Source organism: Micromonospora orduensis (assembly GCF_006228125.1).
GTDB lineage: Bacteria > Actinomycetota > Actinomycetes > Mycobacteriales > Micromonosporaceae > Micromonospora > Micromonospora orduensis.
On the sequence record NZ_VDFY01000170.1, the window covers coordinates 11,793 to 29,312 of the forward strand.

Genomic DNA, 17,520 nt, shown 5'->3' on the forward strand with positions numbered 1-17,520 from the left:
AACTGCACTACCCCGTGACGCGGCCGCTACACCAGGTTCGCACGCTCCCGGCGCACCTCGTCGACGATCCGCTCGACCAGACCTTCCACCGGCAACTCCGCGCGCCCGTCACCGGCCCGCTCGCGCAGCTCCACGTACCCCTCGGTGAGACGGCGGCCGACCACGACGGCGCGGGGGATGCCGATCAGCTCGGCGTCGGTGAACTTGACCCCGGCCGAGACGTGCGTCCGGTCGTCGACAAGCACCCGCAGACCGGCGGCGGCGAGGCGCCCGCCGAGCTCCAGCGCCGCGTCGAGTTGCGGCCCCTTGCCCGCCACCACCAGGTGTACGTCGCACGGCGCGACCGCCGCCGGCCAGACCAGCCCCCGGTCGTCGTGGTGCTGTTCGGCGATGGCCGCGACGGCCCGGGAGATCCCGATGCCGTAGCAACCCATGGTGGGCCGGACCGGTTTGCCGGCCGGACCGAGCACGTCGACCGCGAACGCGTCGGTGTACCGGCGGCCGAGCTGGAAGATGTGCCCGATCTCGATGCCCCGCCGGATGGTCAGCTCGCCGCCGCCGCAGGCGGGGCAGGGATCCCCGGCGCGCACCTCGGCCGCCTCGACCGTCCCGTCGGGCGTGAAGTCCCGCCCGCAGACCACGCCTGTCGCGTGCCGGCCGGGCTCGTTCGCGCCGGTCAGCCACGCGGAGCCGGGCACCACCCGGGGATCGACGAGGTAGCGGATGCCCAGCTTGTCGAGCACCTGCGGGCCGATGTACCCGCGTACCAGTTCCGGATGCGCGGCCCACTCGTCGAAGACGGCCGCCTGGGCCGGCTCCAGCGCGGCGCCGAGCCGCTTCAGGTCGACCTCCCGGTCACCGGGCAGCCCGACCACCAGAAGCTCGGCCCGTTCGGCACCCGGTTGGCGGACGGTCAACACGACGTTCTTCAGGGTGTCGGCGGCGGTCCAGCCGTCCCGACCGCCGAGCCGGCGGGCGTTGGCCAGCTCCACCAGGCTGGCGATCGTCGGGGTCTCGGGGGTGTCGTGCACCTCGACGGCCGGCTGCGCGGCCGGGTCGCCGGCGGCGGGCACCCGAGTGACCACGGCCTCGGTGTTCGCCGCGTAGTCGCAGGTGGTGCAGCCGACGAAGGTGTCCTCACCGACAGGCGTCGTGGCCAGGAACTCCTCCGACGCCGAGCCGCCCATCGCACCGGACATCGCGTGCACCACCGTGTGCTCCAGCCCCAGCCGGTCGAAGATCCGCTGGTACGCCACCCGGTGCCGCGCGTACGCGTCCCGCAACCCCGCCTCGTCCAGGTCGAACGAGTACGCGTCCTTCATCAGGAACTCCCGGCCGCGCAGCACACCGGCCCGGGGCCGCGCCTCGTCGCGGAACTTCGTCTGCACCTGGAACAGCGTCACCGGGAAATCCCGGTACGAGGTGAACAGGTCCTTGACCAGCAGCGCCGCCATCTCCTCGTGGGTGGGCGCCAACAGGTGCTCGGCGCCGCGCCGGTCGGCGAGGGTGAAGAGGAGGTCGCCGTACTCCGTCCACCGGCCGCTCGTCCGGTACGGCTCGGCGGGCAGCAGCGCCGGGAAGTGCACCTCCTGGTCGCCGATCGCGGTCAGTTCGGTGCGTACGACCTCGGTGATCCGGTCCAGCACCAGCTTGCCCAGCGGCAGCCACGTGTAGCCGCCCGGCGCGGCGCGACGGATGTAACCGGCGCGCAGGAGCAGCCGGTGACTCGGCACCTCCGCGTCGGCCGGGTCCTCGCGCAGGGTCCGCAGCAACAGGGTCGACATGCGTAGCAGCATCCGCGCAGCCTATGACTGGTGCGGCAGGATCAGCGATCCATTTCGGCCCGACCCGGGCCCGCCGGCGGCAACCATCGGTGTCCCTGCCGACGTCTGGATGGGCACCAAGCCCGCGCACCCCTGACCTGAAGGATCGGCCCGTGTGGACCCTCTGCTGAGTGAGTTCGACTCGTTCGTCCGTACCCGCACGCCGGCGCTGCTGCGCTCGGCCTACCTGCTCACCGGCGACCAGCACCTGGCCGAGGACCTCGTCCAGTCCGCGCTGGCCCGGACCCACCGCTCCTGGAACCGGCTGCACCACAGCGGCAACGCCGAGGCGTACACCCGCAAGACCATGTACCACCTGCAGGTGTCCTGGTGGCGCCGCCGTCGGGTACCCGAGTCGATGCCGGGCGACCTGCCCGAGCCACGCGGAGGCGACTCGGCCCCCGACCACGCCCACCAGACCAGCCTGCGGCTCACCCTGCGGGCGGCACTGGCGAAGCTCTCGCCGAAGCAACGAGCCGTGCTGGTGCTGCGGTTCTTCGAGGATCGCACCGAGGCGGAGGCCGCCGAACTGCTCGGGGTCGCGGTCGGCACTGTCAAGGATCGTTAGATACTAGGGTTGATGTTGCCAGGCAGGGGCGTCGATCTAGGGGGACGGTCTGATGGTACGGCGGAAGGCCCGATCGGGAAATCGGGGCCGGTTCGACAGCAAGGACGCGTTGTTGGCCGGTGGCGCGGATGTGCGGGCGTTGCGATATCAGCGTGCGAGTCAGGACAAGAAGGAGCAGGGCAAGAGTGTTCACGACCAGGGAGTTCTTAACCTGGCGGAGATCACGAAGCGGTCCTGGGCTGACGCGGGGTCGTTCACGGACAACCACCGCTCGGCGAGCCGGCGTGCGACGAAGGAGCGTGAGCAGTTCGAGTTGTTGATCGAGCAGATCCTCGCCGGCAAGGGTGACGTGCTGGTGGTCTGGGAGATCTCCCGCAAGGAACGTGACCTCGCGGTGTTCGTGAAGATCCGGGACATGTGCCACGAGGTCGGTCTCAACTTCTGGCTGGTCGGTGGGGTGCTGTATGACCTGCGGGACAAGAACGACCGGATGATGCTCGGTTTCCAGGCAGTGCAGGCCGAGTGGATGGCCGACTCGATCCGCGACAACGTGCTGCGCGGCATCGTCGGCGCTGCCGAAGCCGGCCGCCCGCACGGCAAGGTCACCTACGGGTACCGGCGGATTTACGACCAGCGCACCAGAGCTCTCCTGCGCCAGGAGCCCGACACTGAGATCCGTACGGCCGTGGCGGCGGATGGGACGGTGACGGAGTATTCCCACGCGCAGGTGGTGCGGGACAACTTCCGCAATATCTCCGAAGGCACGCCGCTGACCGCTATCGAGGCCGAACTCAACCGGCTCGGCATCCCCGCCTCCGAGGGCGGACTTTGGCGGCGCGGCATCCTGCGCAAGCAGGTGATGAACCCGGCCTACATCGGCAAGCGGGTGCTGCGAGGCGAGATCGTCGGCGACGGGATCTGGCCCGCCCTCGTCGACGAGGAGACGTACTGGTCGGTGGTACGGATGCTGGGCGACCCGTCGCGCACCACGACCCGGCCCGCCCGAGCGGTGCATCTGCTGTCGTACCTGGTGCGCTGCGGAGTCTGCGACGGGCCGCTGTCATCGCAGAAGGTGAACCGGCACGGCTGGACGGGGCAGGTGTACTCCTGCCTGCACAAGCGGTGCGCCGCGGTGAAAGCCGAGTTCCTCGACGAGTACGTGCAGCGCACGGTAGTGGCGTGGCTGTCGCGCCCCGACGTTTACGACATCCTCACCGCCGCCAGCGCCACGGACGAGGAAGTCGCCCACGCCCGCGCCGAAGCCCAACGGCTGCGCGGGGAGTTGGAGGACTGGCGCAAACTCGGGGAGGAAGGCGAGGTCACAGCGATCGCCTACGCCCGAGCGGAGAAGGGCCTCACGGCGCAGATCGCCGAGTACGAGCAACGCGCCGCCGACGCCGGGATCCCCGCCGTGCTGCGCGGGCGCATCGGGGACCAGGCGGTGCAGGCGTGGCAGGAACTGGGCGACGACATTCCGGTCAAGCGGGAGATCATCCGCCTCGTCGCCGACATCAAACTCCTGCGCGCCGGCTTCAAGGGCGAACGCCGCACCTTCGGCCGCCACCGCCTTGACTGGCGGTGGAAGTTCGGTCCGCAGGACGACCAGTAATCGGCCTGAGTCGCGGCGGCCGACAGGTGTAGGGGTCGGTGGACGACTTGATCTTTCGGCCGGCGTGAGCGTCGATCGTGTCCACCGCCTGTGCTCTGACCTGCTGGGGCCGGGTGGTGTGACCCTTCGACGGAAGGTGGACGCCGTGTTTCGCGAGCGGCTCAGCGCCCTGGCCGTGGTTCCGGATGACTTGACCGATCCGCTGCTATGGCGGCTCGCGCTCGACGTCGCCGCCGCACATCAACCCAACGAGCGCGGTGACTGCCGGAACCTGCAGTGCGCCGGCCAGCGGGACAAGTGCGCTGCGGCGTGTGACGCCCGCCGCGCCATGACGCTGGCGCGTCGGCCCCGCCCGGTCGTCGCGAGGCAGACCCCGATGGCGTTGCGGGACCACCGCCGCGCCGTGGCCGATGTCGGGGCTCCCACGTCGTTTCGCGGCTGGTTCACCCCGATGAACTGCCGAACGGCCACCAAAGGTCGAGGGCGGCTGGCGGCATCGCAGCCTCCGCCGCTTGGGGCGGTTGGGTAGAGGCCGTCGGCTGCAGTGGGGTCATGCGCTCCCGGGGGAATGCCTGCCCCGCGTGCCGTTGCGGAAAGAGCCAGTTGGTGATCCGGCCGAGACGGGGTGCCGGTAAGAAGCGTGTCATCAGTAGCAAACGAGATGTCCACGCTGGTGCCCCAGATCGTGCTGGCCATGACCTCGCGCCTGTTGGTGTCCGGGCATCGTACCCGGACGCCTCGATGCCGTTGCTTCGCGGCGATCCGCGCTCAAGCGCGCGTCTTGATCGGGAAAGTTGTCATACAGTGCGCCTACCCTGGCAGCCGTGGTTTCTGACTTCACCGCAGCGTGGGTGCCGTATCAGCCGGGCCGGGAGTTCGCCGCCGCTGCGGTAGCGGCGATGCGCTGGGCCGAGGATCAGGCCGCGCGGCGCGGCCTACCCGCGGTGCTGGTCACCGACCGCAAGGGTGAGTACCACGGCGAGGCGCTGTTCGAGCCGTACCTGAACGGCCGGCACGCCTCGCCGCGCTCCCCGCGCGTCAACGTGCGTCCGGGGGCGGTGATCGCCCACGTACCCACTCCCGGAGCGCTCGAGGTGGCCACCCGGCTGGCTCGTGGCAACGCCTTGGTCGTCGTCGAGCATCCCAGCCCATGGCGGCTGGCTGGCTGGGCCGGCGTCGTCGGCGCGCTCGACCTCGACACCGGCGAGCCCACCACACTGGACCCACGGCTGCACAAGCACCTGGACGAGTTGGTGCGCTACGGCAACAACGGCTACGCCCGCGGGTACGGCCGCGACGGCGCCCACCGGGTGCTTGCCGAGATGGCCGGCGCGGGCCTGCTCGATCGCGACGTCGTGCTCAGCGCGCTGAGCGCCTACGACGTCTCCCCGGCCGCCCAGCTGGTCGTCAACAGCCTGATCGACAAGGTCGCTCCGCTATTGAACCGCCGCTGACCTGCACAAACGCTCGCCCTAAAAATCTTGGAAAAAGAGTGGCGGGTAATTGGGGCGGCCGCACATAGGAGAGGACGTCCGGTGGGTCCCTTCAGCGGACACACCGAACCGAGAAGAGCCTCATGCACCCGGAAGCCGAGGAGCCGACGGACGAAGTGGCGGGATCGGGACTACAACGGGAACCGACCCGCCGCGACGTCGCTGTCCCCGTTTCCTGGCTCGCCGACTTCGCCGGCACCCGTGAAGATCACGACTTGGACGAGACTGTCCGCGCGCTGCGCCGGCGCGAGCGCCTCGCCGAGGACGCCGACCTGGTCGACTGGCTGCGTCGGTCCGACTTCTCCGGCAACGACTATGAAATGTTCGCCACCGAGCTGGCCCGCTACGGCTACGCCGTCACGGTGGCCTGGATCCGCAAGGGCGCCATTTTCGGCAAGTGCCGCGAACGCGGCGCGGGGCTGCCCGAGCCGCCGCCCGGAGCGCTCAACCGTCCCGATGTCGCCGAGGAACTCGCCAACGAGACCGTGGCCACCGCGCTGAGGTCCTTCCGCAACACTGTGCTGATCCCTGGCCGCTGGAACCCCACCCGCGGCGCTTCACTGAAGACGTTCTTCATTGGCCAGTGCCTGTTCCGCTTCCCGAACATCTACCGCGCCTGGCTACGTACCGAAGTGCATCACCAGGAGCTGCTCGTCGATGAAGTCGCCGTCTTCGATCGGCCCGTCACCGGCGGCGGGCCCGTGGACCCGGCCCAGCTCGTCGCGCTGCGCCAAGAGGTCGGCGTCCTGCTCGCCGACGCTCCGCCGCGCACCCGCAGCATGATGGCGCTCATCTGGGCCGGCTACACCCAGGCCGAGGTCGCCGACCTGCTGAACCTCACAGAGAATGCCGTCCAGAAGGCACTGTCCTACTACCGCACCCGACTGACCCGCCTGCCCGACCGCCAACCCGCTCAGACTCGAAGGGGGGCATGACCGCCCATGCCACAGCCCGCCCCGGACCATCCGCAATCATCCTCAGCAACCGCCAGGTCGGCGAAATCGACCATCCAAACCAAGATCGAGCGCTCGTCGCTCGGCACCGCCGATGCCCGTGCAATGCGCGCCCGCACCTCCACCGCGACCGCCCGCGCCATCGTCGCCCGGGCGGCCGGCACCACGGCCCGGACCACCAACACCAGCCTCAGCCGAAAAGCCGGTAGAAAGAGTGGCGGGTAATCAGCCCACCAGCACATACGCCTACGGCAGGAGCGGTCCAACCGAGACCGCCGAACCGAAGGAGATGATCCACATGGCTCGAGGCGGCTCCCGCAGCGTGTCCCGCAGCGCCGGCACCGGCCGGTTCGTCAGCAGCCGCACCGCGGCCCGCTCGCCGCGGACCACCACAACTGAGCGCGTCGGTCGTGGTACCAGCAACAGCCAGACCGTCAACCGCAGCGCCAGCACCGGCCGGTTCGTCACTGCGGCTACTGCGGCCCGGCACCCGGGCACGACCATCACCCAGCGCGTCTGAGGCGAACCGACCGGCTGAGCCCTCTTCCCACCCGGGGAGAGGGCGCAGCCGGTCGGGGTTCGGTAGCTGGTAGCTGTTCAGCTCTCGTCACGGCGTCGGGCGGCGCGGCGGCGCAACGCGTGCGCGCCAGGACCGGTACCGACGTCCAGCGCCTCATGCCCGGTCCACGGTCCTCGGTGCCGCCCCAGCGCGTGCACCGCCACGCCGATTCGGCTGGCTCACCTCGAATTACTTTTTTTGCAGCGATTACCGGACGGCAAGGGACTGTGGAGTAACGCAGCGGACTCCATAGCACTGCATCGGACCGGCGGCAAGGCCCTGCGATCATTCCGTTACAAACTAGAGGTTGACTCCAACGGGTTTCCGGGGCGTAATGGAGTGACGTTCCCGCAGCGCCGGTTGGCGCGGTCGGCCACACACGCAGCGGGTAGGCATCCCGGACGGGGTGCCTGCCGTTGTTCGTGCCGACGCCGCGCGGGGGCGTGCAGAGATAGGAGGCCCCACATGAAGGATCGCCCGTCGGCGAAGTGAGCCGCCGCACCACCTGAACGCCTTCGTGGCGCTGGCGGTGGTGAGTTCCGATCTGTGGCTCGGCTTGGCCGTCTGCCCTATGCCCGCGCGTCGAAACGCAGCCCGCTGAGCGGGTTGTGGCGACGCCTGCTGCCTGGTGCCTGCCCCTGCGCGGGGTGGGGCGTGCTTGTTGACTCGACCATAGCGACTTGTTGCCGTCCCCTGCACACCTGAGGGGTCCGCCCGGCCGGGCGTCACCCGGCAGGGTCGCGCCTGCCCGGAAGCTGACCGAGTGGGCAGGCGTGACCCGCGGCCGATCCTTCCCATGCCCGCATCTGCAACCTACAACCTGATCGAGGAGCAGAACTTGATGTCGCACCACACCAACCTGTCCGAGACGAGGGCTAACGTCCCCGACCACCTTCACCCAACGCCTACCGCGGCCGTGCATGCGCCGCCAAAACCGAGGTGGTGGGCTGTTGGCGACACCTGACCAACGACACCCCGGCACGCCGACCCTGGTGGCTACGAGGCGGGGGCGGTGGGAGGACCGCGCCCAGGTGGCGATCATGCTGCTGATCGGCGGCGCAGCCGGCGCGGCGTCGTTCACCCACGTGCACGACGTCGCCGCCGCGCACGGCCAGCCGGGCTGGCTGGCCTGGGCCGACGCGATCGTGCTGGAGTTGATGTCGATCGCCGCCGGTCTGGAGCTGCGCCGCAAGCGGCGCCTCGGCACGTCGGTCGCCTTCCCCGCAGCGGTGTTCGTGGTAGCGGTGCTGCTGTCGCTGGCGGCGCAGGTGGTGGAGGCGGAGGCGTCGGTGATCGGCTGGATCGCTGCCGCCCTGCCGGCCCTGGGCTTCCTGGCGATGGTGAAGATCGCCCTCGCCCGCGCCGACTTCCACCCGGCCAACCAGACCACTCAGCTCGAGCGGACGAAGCCCGGACCGCCGCCCGTTGTCGACTCGTCGGCCCCGGACATCCACCCGCCGGTCCCCGTCACCGCCACCGCGGTCCCGGACTCCATGACTGCGGTCCCCGCCGTCACGGACCAACCGTCGGCGGTCCCGGACCGCCGGGACACCGAGGCCCCCACAGATGACGACGGACCAGAGGTCGCCGCGCTGGTCCCGGCCGCCCGGACCGCCGCCCGCACCCTCAATGCCAAGGGGGCACCGCTGTCCCGCAAGGCCCTCGCCCACCAACTACGCGCGGACGGGCACCAGCTGTCCAACGCCACCGCCTCCGCGCTCGTGCGCGCCCTGCGAGCCGAGACCACCCCGCCCACACCGGATCTGTCAGCGCGGGAGGCCGCGTGACAGAGCCTCGACTCACGTCTTCTGTCAGAGCAGGCCAGCGCTGTCAGACCCGCATTCACATCTGCCAGGAGACCCGGCAGCTGACACCACCTGACCAAACCTGTCAGCGCGCTCCCGCCCGCCGCAGCGGTCGGCCCACGCATTGCACTCCCACCACATCTTCGACCTTGGAGCAACAACGATGACGACCCAACCTGACGACCTCCACGGGCGTCGCCGACAGGATGCATGCCAACTCTCACGGCACCGTCGCACGGCACCCGTTGTGCCCGGCGGTTCAGCAGTCAGTACCGATCTCCGTTCTACCGTCCGCCTTGATCCTGACCCCCAACCCGACCCCTCACAGCCGCTCACAGCCCAGGTCAACCCCGCTCCCAGCAGTTTGGGACCGCTCCAGACAGACCCTCCAGTCTCGGGTCTCCCCCCAGCGGCTTCTGCCCATGGGTAAACACCTACCGACCGCGGATCCGCTGCTGCGCCTGCAGGCCAGCATCACCGCCCGCGACGACCGGCTCCTCGGTTGGCTCTACGACCACGGCGTGCTCACCACCGACCAGATCGCCGCCGCCCTGTTCCCATCCCTGGACTTCACCCAACGCCGCCTACGCCGCCTCACGGCGCTGCGGGCGTTGGACCGGTTCCGACCCAACAAAGCCGACGGCGGCTCCCACCCCTACCACTACGTCCTCGACCAACTCGGCTACGACCACGTCCACGCCCAACGCGGACTCCCACGAGGCCGCCGCGACCAAGCCCGCCGCCGCAAACACTCCCTCACCAACCGACCGGACCTGCCGCACCTGCTCGGCGGCAACCAGGTCTTCATCGACCTCGCCGCCCACGCCCGCACCCACCCCGACGGCGACCTGGTCCGCTGGGAGCCCGCGTCGGCCTACCACGAACCCGGCACCCTCTACCGCGAAGGCGCCAACCCGAACATCATCCTCGCCGGAGCGACCGGCTTCCCCCGCCCGGACGGCGCCGGGGTGTGGACCGAGCACGAACGGTCCGTGCCGTTCTTCCTCGAGTACGACACCGGAGGCGAACACCTGCAGATCCTCATCGACAAGGTCATCAAGTACGAGCGGCTGTACAGGATGAGCACCTGGGCATGGCCGGTGCTCTTCCACGTTCCCTCCGCACGGAGGGAGGCGAACCTGCGCCACCGCCTCGCCGCCGCTCCCGACCTGGCCATGCTCCTCGCCACCACCACCGCCGAACTGCGCACCGCACTCGCGGCCAGCCCCGCTCACCAGGTTTGGCAACTCGCCGGCCGCGCCGGTCGTCACCGCCTCATCGACCTGCCCTACATCGACGCCGACCACGACGACGAATACCCCACCCACGACCAGCCCGGATGAGCGGCCCGCCTGATGAGTGGAAGCGGGACACGTGGCGTGTGCGGCCTGAAGGCCGCACACGCCACCGAACCCCGCCCGCACGCGCAAACTCCGCGCCGGGCGGTGCCGTCGCCACCGCGAGGGCATGCACCGAGGCGACCGGAGCGGACTGCGCGCGCGTCGGACGGGAGCTGTCAGAGTCTGTCAGCCGCGCCGTGCGTCGCAGCGTTCGCACTCGCACTCACACCAGCGGCCCGCCGCTGTGAGTCGCGGTGAGTGGCGAACATCTTCACTTCCGTGGCCACCAGAGGTACCGTCCGCAGCCCTACACACACGTCGGAGCCACCGCCGACTCCGGCCGACGGAATCCGGCGATCGATCCCCAGCGAGTCCTAAAGCTAAACCGAAGGAGATGCCCATGGCCCCACACGTTGACCTCACGCCACGAGCCGTCCTGGGAGGGACATGGCCGCACGCCGTGACCAGAGATCACGCGCGAACACACTCCACCCGTCGCCGCCGACCCCGCCGACCCCGCCCACGCGGACAGCCGACGGCGAGGCCCCGACCGCGAACCCCGACTCCGAACCTGCCGTTCTCCCGGGGACGCTGTCGATGGCCCGCTACCTGACCGATCCCGACACCGAAACGGAGATTCAAGCACTGGCCGCCGAAGCCGGCCTTCCCACCGTCGACCAAGCCGCCACACTCGCCCGCCTGCTGCGCCTGCACCAACCTGCACCGCCACGCGCCGCGTGAGCTGTGCCCGCCCCCGTAGGGGCGGGCGCAGCTCGTCTCACCCTGAACGCTGGTCCCGTCTACATTGCGCGGCAGAGGGTGACCCCCGCTGCGCGGCCACACCACTATGCGAGTCCTGGACGCCCCAGGCCGACGCGAGAACGCCTACTACCTGTCGCCCAAGCTGCGTGACCAGAAGACCGCGCCGGAGCAAGTCTTCGGCCAGCCCCGCCCCGGCTGCAACATCGTCAACCTCCACACTGCCAGCGGCGACCAGCTAGCGCGGCAGGCGCTGGAGATCGGCCTCAGCATCCAAGATCGATGGTCGCGTACGGCTCCCACACGTACATCCCCTCGTCGCGGTTGAGGACGATGAGCTGGCAGGAGTTGATCATTGCGTTCGCGCTGAGGTTTGGAGCGGAGGAGAGAGCCTCGATGAGCGGTGCCGCAGGGCCGTCAGTGTTGGTGTAGGCCAGGCTGAGGTGAGGGTTGTAAGGCTCGGCCGGCTCGGGTACTCGATCCTGTCCCCAGACGTCCGCGATGGCGGCACGGATGGCGGCGCGTAGCTGCCGCACGGGCTCGACCGGGTCGACGGCGATCTGGATGGACTCGGGATCTACGTGGGGGGTGCCGATGGTGATCTTGAAGGGTGCCAGGGGCGCGCAGCGATTCTTGGCGGCAGCAACGATGGCGTCGACGTCATCGATAGCGACGTCTTGAACGAAGCCGATGCCCTGCATGGTGAGGTGCAGCCATCGGTTCGGGATGACATCAAGGCTGGGCTGCGAGGACAGCAGGGACCGGTACTGGTCGGCGAGTTCCTCGACCTCGGGTTGCCCATCAAAGGTGATGTGCCAGGTGTAGAAGCGGGAGCCGATTCCCCAACCCGGTCGCCAGTACCAGTGATTACGGACGTCGGTAGCGTGCGGGACTGCCATGGGTTCTCCAGGTATCACGGAAGTTGGCGGGCGGCGCCGGTGGCGCAGAACTCGGTGATGGCTGCTTGGACACTGCGGGCCTCGACGCTCGTGCGCAGCGACGGGTCGCCGGCGAGACTTCGGCCGACGCCGCGCAGGCGGTGCACCAGCGGGTCGAGTCGCTGTTCGGGTGGCAGAGCGAGCACCGGAGACAGGACCGACACCGCGCCGTCGAGGCTGCCGGCTTTGAGGTGCGCTGCGGCGGCCCAGATGCGGATTTGCGCCAGTGTGCCGTACGCGACCGAGGGATCTGCGGCGGCTTCCGTGAGGGCGTGCAGGGCGTGCTCGATGGCGTTGGCGGCATCGCCGATGCGAAGCAGCACTGAACCGGCGTAGTTGTGTTGGCGCACCGTGCCGCAAGCTAGGAGGCCACCTACCGGGTCACGGCTGGCATGTTGGCGGGCCTCCTCAGCCCGTTGCAGTGCCGCTCGGGCCGGCTCGGCAGCGCCGATCTCCGCCCACGCGTCGGCTTCCTGGCAAGCCAGCATGATCGCCGCGCTTCCCTCGGCGGCGTGGCCGTAGCCGCGTACGGCGGCGTTGGCCGCGTCCTCGAACCGCTGCTCCCACAGGTGAATCTTGCTGATTGTCGACAGGACCCAGGCGCGGAGCGTGTTGTCGCGGACGGTTTCAGCGCACATCCAGGCGGTGCGGGCCTGGGACTCGGCGGCGGCTGGGTGACCGAGGTCGCCGGCCATCCAGGCGAGCAATGTGCACAGGTAACCCGCCCAGGTGTAGAGCTCCCGAGTCTGGTCGGGATCCTGACGTCCGGTCTGCAAGAGACGAAACACGCGATCCGCCAAGAGGCCGGCTCGGGCGTAGACGATGACGGGTGGCTCATTCAGATAGTCGACAGCGATTCTGCGGGTGGAGGCGGCGACATCGTCAAGGGTGAAGGGCCCGACGTTGGAGGCTTGCGCCCATTCTCCGAAGCTGGCCGTACGTTCTGACACCGCTATCACCAATTCCGTCTCGTCCTGCAGAGCGCCGAGGTCCCACCGCAGAGGCTCAGTCATCGCGCCACGTGCTGCTGAGGCTGCGACGGTTCGATTGGGCATCGGGGCGGCGTTCCGGCCGCTCAGAACCTCTCGGTCCGCGTCCGGCATAGCGGCCAAGTCGTCGAGGTCGACCAGACAGCTCGGTTCGGTCCCGAAGACATGCGCCAGGGCGTTCAAGGCGGCCAAGGTGGGTCGACGACCGCCGAAGGGCCACCGCTCGTAATCGCTGATCCGTGCCCCGGTGAACGTCGCCGAACCGGTTCCATTGGTGTTCAGCTTCTCTGCCACCGCGTCCTGGGTCCAACCGTGAGCCTGTCGAAAGGCATCCCGAGGACGCAGTCCAAAGCGTCGCTGCAGCTCGGCCGCGATGGCGGTCGGCGTCGCGCCGAATCCGGCCAGTGTCTGGCGGACGTGATCGCGCTGTGCCTTGGTGCCAGTCGTCCTCGCCATCGTCGGACACCTCCTCCGTGTGGCCTCCCGTCGCACGGTATCGCCGCTCTGGCCAGGTCCGGTACGGGTCCTGGCGAGGCCAACGGCCCTCGGCTGGGTAAATCCACCTCAGTTGATCAATATTCGTGCAGGTCACAGGCGCGGCCGGGTGGGGGAAATTCTCGCCACTCGTGGGGATCCATCTGCATGGATGCGCTTGGCAAGCTTGCCGCACCGGATCACCGTCGGTCCGGATGTAGCCACCACCGGTGACTACATCAAGTCGCTGCCAAGCACTGTCAATCGGAGCGCCGCTGCCGTCAGGTTTCTCTCGGCCACCCGGCAGACCTCTCCCCGCTCGTGCTTCTCACCCTCGTGAGGATCCTCATGACAACTTCGAATGATCTGACCCGCTACGGCTATCGACAGGAACTCAGCCGCCAACTGCGATCGCGGGACCTGGTCGCGTACGGACTGGTGTACATGGTGCCGATCGCGCCGATGGCGATCTTCGGCAGCGTCTACGCCGGCTCCGGGGGCATGGTCACTCTTGCGTACGCCGTCGGTGTGGTGGCGTTGGTGTTCACCGCCTTCTCCTACGCACAGATGGTGAAAGCGTTCCCGATGTCGGGCAGCGTCTACAACTACGCCGGTCGGGGCATCAGCCCACCGGTTGGTTTCCTGGCCGGCTGGGTGATCCTGCTCGACTACGTGCTCGTACCCGGCCTGCTGTACCTGGTGGCGTCGGTGGCGATGCACTCCACCGTGCCGGCGGTGCCGGTATGGCTGTGGCTGCTCGGGTTCGTCGCGGTCAACACGATCATCAACTCGGTCGGGATCCGGCTGACCGCGATGGTGACCCGGGTGATGCTGGTCGGCGAGTTGATCGTCCTGGCGGTCTTCCTCGCTGTCGCCGGCTGGGCTCTTGCCTCCGGCAAAGGCAGGTTCAGCTGGGACGCCTTCTACAACTCCGACACCTTTACCTGGTCTCTCGTCGCGGGGGCGGTGTCGATCGCGGTGCTGTCGTTCCTCGGCTTCGACGGCATCAGCATGCTGGCCGAGGAGGCCAAGGGCGGGTCCCGGCAGGTGGGTCGTGCGATGGCCGGCGTCCTGATCCTGGCCGGGGTGCTGTTCATCGCGCAGACCTGGCTCGCGGCGATGCTCGTCCCCGCCCCCGACGCGCTGCTAGCTGAGGGCGATGTGAACGGCACTGCCTTCTACGACGCCGCCGCGGTAGCCGGCGGAGGGTGGCTGGCCACCTTGTGCGCTGTTGCGACGGCGATCGCGTGGGGGTTGCCGAACTCGATGGTCGCGCAGGTCGCCACGTCCAGGCTGTTGTACGCGATGGCCCGCGACCGACAACTCCCGGCCTTTCTGGCGAAGGTGTCGGTGCGCCGCAGCGTGCCGATCAACGCCACTCTGCTGACCGGCGCCGTGTCCCTCGCCCTCGGCCTGTACATGGCGACCCGGGCGGACGGGATCACGCTGCTGTCGTCGCTGATCAACTTCGGGGCGATGGTCGCCTTCCTCGTCCTGCACGTCTCCGTGGTCGTGCACCATCTGATCCGCCAGCGCAGCGGCAACTGGTGGGCGCACCTGGTCATGCCCGGCATCGGGTTCGCCATCTTGGCGTACGTGGTGGTGAACGCCAACATCGCCGCCCAGCGTCTCGGCTTGGCCTGGCTCGCCCTCGGCGTGCTGGTCCTCGCCGGCCTCTACCTGACCGGTCGGCGACCCGTGCTATCCGGCATGGCAGCCACTGAGGCCGCCGGGCGCGACATGGCGCGGGTGTGATCGCGATGGACCAGTTCACCTACCGGCCCGCCCGCGACGAGCTGGCCTACACCTTCGGCGGGCGTCTCCCGGTCGCGCACGTCCGCTCCGGGGACATCCTGCGGGTGCACACCGAGGACTGCTTCGGCGGCCTCGTACGGGGACCTGCGGACCTGCCATCGCAGGTGTGCCGCATGCCATACCTGAACCCGGTGTCGGGGCCGTTCTTCGTCGAGGACGCCGAACCCGGCGACACCCTCGCCGTGCACATCGCCTCCATCGTCCCCGCGAGGGACTGGGGCGTGTCGGCGACGTTCCCCTACTTCGGGGCGCTGACCTCGACTTCGCACACGGCCACCCTGCAACCGCCGCTCGATGAGCGGGTGTGGGTGTACGACATCGACCGTGCTGCGGGGGTGGTCCGCTATCACGCCACCGAGAGCGAGCACACTGTCGACCTGCCGCTGGATCCAATGATCGGCACCATCGGCGTCGCCCCAGGTGGCATGGAGTCCCGGTCCACGATCGTCCCCGACCACCACGGCGGGAACCTCGACACCCCCGAACTCCGTGCAGGCACCACCCTGTACCTCGGGGTCAACGTGCACGGCGCGATGCTGGCCCTCGGCGACGGACACGCCCGACAGGGTCAGGGAGAGGCGTGCGGCGTCGGCGTGGAGATCGCCACCATGACGACCCTGGCGGTCGAGGTCATCAAAGGTGCCGACACCGCCTGGCCACGTTTGGAAACGGACACAGCGATCATGTCGGTCGGCTGCGCGAGGCCCCTGGAGGACGCCTACCGCATCGCCCACCAGGACCTCACCGCCTGGACCGTCGACCTGTGCGGCCTACAGACCCTGGACGCCTACCAACTCATCTCCCAAGCCGGGCAGGCACCCATCGGCAACGTCTGCGACCCCAACTACACCGTCCTCGCCGCCGTCGACAAAGCCCTGATCCCGCAATCGCTGCCCGCCTACCGCGACGCACACGCCCGGCTGCGGAACCTTGCCGGCGCTCGGGAGTAGGGACATCTGATGACCGCCTCGATACCCCAACTGCCGCTGCGGGATGAGCTGTTCCTACTCGGACACCACGACGACACCGGCCAACCCCACCTCCACCGCCAAGCGCTGGCCCTGGGCATGGCCGGCGGCGTTCTGATCGACCTGTTCCTCGCCGGGCGTATCACCCTCGATTCCTACGCCGACCGCCCGGCCGCGGACCGGTGGCTACGCCTCAACTCCGAGCAGCCGGTCGGCGACCTGATCGCCGACACCGCCCTCGCCGCAATCCACTACTCGCGCGCCACCCCGACCATGAAGGCGTTCCTGCGCAGCTTCGCCGACGACCTGTACGAGCGCACCCGCGCCGGACTCGTTGCCGCCGGGATCCTGCACCACACCGCCCGCCGCCGCCTCGGCGGCCTGGTCCGCGCCGACGCCTACCTCGCCACCGACACCAAGTGGGCCGTCGTCGCCCGCTCCCGGCTGCGCTACCTCGCCGCCGGCCGTGAACAACCGAACAACCACACCGCCGCGCTCGCCGGACTCTTCGCCGTCCTCGGCCTCGCCGATCACCTCTACCTCGACGACGACGCCGCTACCCTCACCGCCCACCTGAAGACCATCGCCGCCCAACACCACCGACCCATCCGGGAAATCACCGCCGCCGTCGACGCAGCAGTCGGTGACCTCGCCACCGCCACCTACCGATGACCGCCGAGGAGACAACACCACCGTGGACCCCAGCCTTCGTATCCGTGCCGCCCGCTGGCCAGACAGGCAGACCGTCGCCGCACTGATCGCCGACGCCCTGCACCCCAGCCCGCTCGCCGCCTGGCTGGTCCCCGACACGGTGCAGCGCCGCCAGGTGCTGACCGACGTCCTGGCGGTGTGGGTGGAGCACGCGATGTTCTTCGGCGACGTACACCTCGCCGACGACCTCACCGCCGCCATCGTCGGCTTTCACCGCTACCGACCGATCCCGCCACCGGCCAACTACACGACCCGCCTCGTGAAGGCCGCCGGATCACATGCTGACCGCTTCATCGCCCTTGAGGGCCTACTCGCGCAGCAGCAGCCCACCGAGCCGCACTACCACTTGGCGTTCCTCGCCGCATCCCCAACCCATCAGCAGACCGGTCGCGGCGGTGCCCTACTCGCTCACCACCGCGCCCGCCTCGACCGCATCGGCCTGCCGTCCTGGACCGCCGTTCCCGCGGCGGCGGAGCACCTGCTCACCCGCTACGGATACACGCCCCGCCCGCCCCTCACCATGCCGGACGGGCCGAGCCTGCGCCCCATGCGCCGGAACCTTCACCGAGCCAGCGGCCCGACGCCGATCAATCCCACGCGACCGGTGGGCAACCGCTGGCAAGACCAGCACGCCTAACCCGTCCACCCCTCAACGGACAGAGGCTCAACCATGTCCCTCCATTCCGTCGGTGACTTACCAATTGCCCCTGACCAGC

General features: G+C 69.3%; 16 protein-coding genes. 12 read left to right on the forward strand and 4 right to left on the reverse strand.

The window, feature by feature from the left end:
* Nucleotides 1-26: 26 nt before the first annotated feature.
* Nucleotides 27-1,796, reverse strand: a complete 1,770-nt coding sequence (locus FHG89_RS17900) for a proline--tRNA ligase (RefSeq protein ID WP_139585532.1) — start codon at nucleotides 1,794-1,796, stop codon at nucleotides 27-29.
* Between the two features lie 142 nt (nucleotides 1,797-1,938).
* On the opposite strand from FHG89_RS17900, the gene FHG89_RS17905 reads away from it, so the two are divergent.
* The 5 genes from FHG89_RS17905 (at nucleotide 1,939) to FHG89_RS17925 (ending at nucleotide 6,428) form a co-directional block, all read left to right on the forward strand.
* On the forward strand, nucleotides 1,939-2,391 hold the full coding sequence (locus FHG89_RS17905) for a SigE family RNA polymerase sigma factor (RefSeq protein WP_139585533.1): 453 nt from the start codon (nucleotides 1,939-1,941) through the stop codon (nucleotides 2,389-2,391).
* Nucleotides 2,392-2,443: 52 nt separating this feature from the next.
* Nucleotides 2,444-4,000: a recombinase family protein gene (locus FHG89_RS17910; protein ID WP_139585534.1), complete on the forward strand. Its 1,557-nt coding sequence runs from the start codon at nucleotides 2,444-2,446 to the stop codon at nucleotides 3,998-4,000.
* Nucleotides 4,001-4,145: 145 nt separating this feature from the next.
* Nucleotides 4,146-4,529, forward strand: coding sequence for a hypothetical protein (locus FHG89_RS33840; protein WP_244295584.1), 384 nt, complete (start codon nucleotides 4,146-4,148; stop codon nucleotides 4,527-4,529).
* Nucleotides 4,530-4,824: 295 nt separating this feature from the next.
* The gene (locus tag FHG89_RS17920) at nucleotides 4,825-5,454 is read left to right on the forward strand and encodes a hypothetical protein (protein ID WP_139585535.1); all 630 of its coding nucleotides are present in this window, start codon (nucleotides 4,825-4,827) and stop codon (nucleotides 5,452-5,454) included.
* Nucleotides 5,455-5,576: 122 nt separating this feature from the next.
* A complete protein-coding gene (locus tag FHG89_RS17925) occupies nucleotides 5,577-6,428 on the forward strand; it encodes an RNA polymerase sigma factor (RefSeq protein ID WP_139585536.1) in 852 nt (283 codons plus the stop codon).
* Nucleotides 6,429-6,692: 264 nt separating this feature from the next.
* On the opposite strand, the gene FHG89_RS33360 is transcribed toward FHG89_RS17925, so the two are convergent.
* Entirely contained in the window at nucleotides 6,693-6,914 is a 222-nt protein-coding gene (locus FHG89_RS33360) for a hypothetical protein (protein ID WP_208761008.1), read from the reverse strand.
* 1,131 nt (nucleotides 6,915-8,045) lie between these two features.
* Between FHG89_RS33360 and FHG89_RS17935 the strand changes: the two genes are divergently transcribed.
* From FHG89_RS17935 to FHG89_RS33845, 3 genes are all read left to right on the forward strand, one after another.
* The gene (locus FHG89_RS17935) at nucleotides 8,046-8,792 is read left to right on the forward strand and encodes a DUF2637 domain-containing protein (protein WP_244295590.1); all 747 of its coding nucleotides are present in this window, start codon (nucleotides 8,046-8,048) and stop codon (nucleotides 8,790-8,792) included.
* Between the two features lie 440 nt (nucleotides 8,793-9,232).
* Nucleotides 9,233-10,153, forward strand: a complete 921-nt coding sequence (locus FHG89_RS17940; RefSeq protein WP_139585539.1) for a replication-relaxation family protein — start codon at nucleotides 9,233-9,235, stop codon at nucleotides 10,151-10,153.
* Between the two features lie 594 nt (nucleotides 10,154-10,747).
* Nucleotides 10,748-10,891 (forward strand): hypothetical protein, encoded by a 144-nt coding sequence (locus tag FHG89_RS33845; protein WP_238432884.1) that lies wholly within the window; start codon nucleotides 10,748-10,750, stop codon nucleotides 10,889-10,891.
* Between the two features lie 284 nt (nucleotides 10,892-11,175).
* On the opposite strand, the gene FHG89_RS17950 is transcribed toward FHG89_RS33845, so the two are convergent.
* The gene (locus FHG89_RS17950; RefSeq protein WP_139585541.1) at nucleotides 11,176-11,808 is read right to left on the reverse strand and encodes a 2'-5' RNA ligase family protein; all 633 of its coding nucleotides are present in this window, start codon (nucleotides 11,806-11,808) and stop codon (nucleotides 11,176-11,178) included.
* A 14-nt stretch (nucleotides 11,809-11,822) separates the two neighbouring features.
* Nucleotides 11,823-13,292, reverse strand: coding sequence for a helix-turn-helix domain-containing protein (locus FHG89_RS17955; RefSeq protein ID WP_139585542.1), 1,470 nt, complete (start codon nucleotides 13,290-13,292; stop codon nucleotides 11,823-11,825).
* A 366-nt stretch (nucleotides 13,293-13,658) separates the two neighbouring features.
* Here FHG89_RS17955 and FHG89_RS17960 point away from each other — a divergent pair, with 366 nt between their 5' ends.
* Genes FHG89_RS17960 through FHG89_RS17975 form a run of 4 tightly spaced genes read left to right on the forward strand, consistent with a single transcriptional unit; the run spans nucleotide 13,659 to nucleotide 17,441 of the window.
* Nucleotides 13,659-15,065, forward strand: coding sequence for an APC family permease (locus FHG89_RS17960; RefSeq protein WP_139585543.1), 1,407 nt, complete (start codon nucleotides 13,659-13,661; stop codon nucleotides 15,063-15,065).
* 5 nt (nucleotides 15,066-15,070) lie between these two features.
* Nucleotides 15,071-16,075, forward strand: a complete 1,005-nt coding sequence (locus FHG89_RS17965; protein ID WP_425280188.1) for an acetamidase/formamidase family protein — start codon at nucleotides 15,071-15,073, stop codon at nucleotides 16,073-16,075.
* 9 nt (nucleotides 16,076-16,084) lie between these two features.
* Nucleotides 16,085-16,765 (forward strand): GOLPH3/VPS74 family protein, encoded by a 681-nt coding sequence (locus tag FHG89_RS17970; RefSeq protein ID WP_139585545.1) that lies wholly within the window; start codon nucleotides 16,085-16,087, stop codon nucleotides 16,763-16,765.
* Between the two features lie 22 nt (nucleotides 16,766-16,787).
* Nucleotides 16,788-17,441, forward strand: coding sequence for a GNAT family N-acetyltransferase (locus FHG89_RS17975; RefSeq protein WP_139585546.1), 654 nt, complete (start codon nucleotides 16,788-16,790; stop codon nucleotides 17,439-17,441).
* Nucleotides 17,442-17,520 lie beyond the last annotated feature (79 nt).

What these genes read in the sequence shown, in the direction of transcription:
- FHG89_RS17970 (WP_139585545.1), top strand. Translation starts at nt 16,085, where the DNA reads ATGACCGCCTCGATACCCCAACTGCCGCTGCGGGATGAGCTGTTCCTA.
- FHG89_RS17965 (WP_425280188.1), top strand. Translation starts at nt 15,071, where the DNA reads ATGGACCAGTTCACCTACCGGCCCGCCCGCGACGAGCTGGCCTACACC.
- FHG89_RS17940 (WP_139585539.1), top strand. Translation starts at nt 9,233, where the DNA reads ATGGGTAAACACCTACCGACCGCGGATCCGCTGCTGCGCCTGCAGGCC.
- FHG89_RS17900 (WP_139585532.1), bottom strand. Translation starts at nt 1,796, where the DNA reads ATGCTGCTACGCATGTCGACCCTGTTGCTGCGGACCCTGCGCGAGGAC.
- FHG89_RS17950 (WP_139585541.1), bottom strand. Translation starts at nt 11,808, where the DNA reads ATGGCAGTCCCGCACGCTACCGACGTCCGTAATCACTGGTACTGGCGA.
- FHG89_RS17910 (WP_139585534.1), top strand. Translation starts at nt 2,444, where the DNA reads ATGGTACGGCGGAAGGCCCGATCGGGAAATCGGGGCCGGTTCGACAGC.
- FHG89_RS17935 (WP_244295590.1), top strand. Translation starts at nt 8,046, where the DNA reads ATGCTGCTGATCGGCGGCGCAGCCGGCGCGGCGTCGTTCACCCACGTG.
- FHG89_RS17955 (WP_139585542.1), bottom strand. Translation starts at nt 13,292, where the DNA reads ATGGCGAGGACGACTGGCACCAAGGCACAGCGCGATCACGTCCGCCAG.
- FHG89_RS33845 (WP_238432884.1), top strand. Translation starts at nt 10,748, where the DNA reads ATGGCCCGCTACCTGACCGATCCCGACACCGAAACGGAGATTCAAGCA.
- FHG89_RS17960 (WP_139585543.1), top strand. Translation starts at nt 13,659, where the DNA reads ATGACAACTTCGAATGATCTGACCCGCTACGGCTATCGACAGGAACTC.
- FHG89_RS17925 (WP_139585536.1), top strand. Translation starts at nt 5,577, where the DNA reads ATGCACCCGGAAGCCGAGGAGCCGACGGACGAAGTGGCGGGATCGGGA.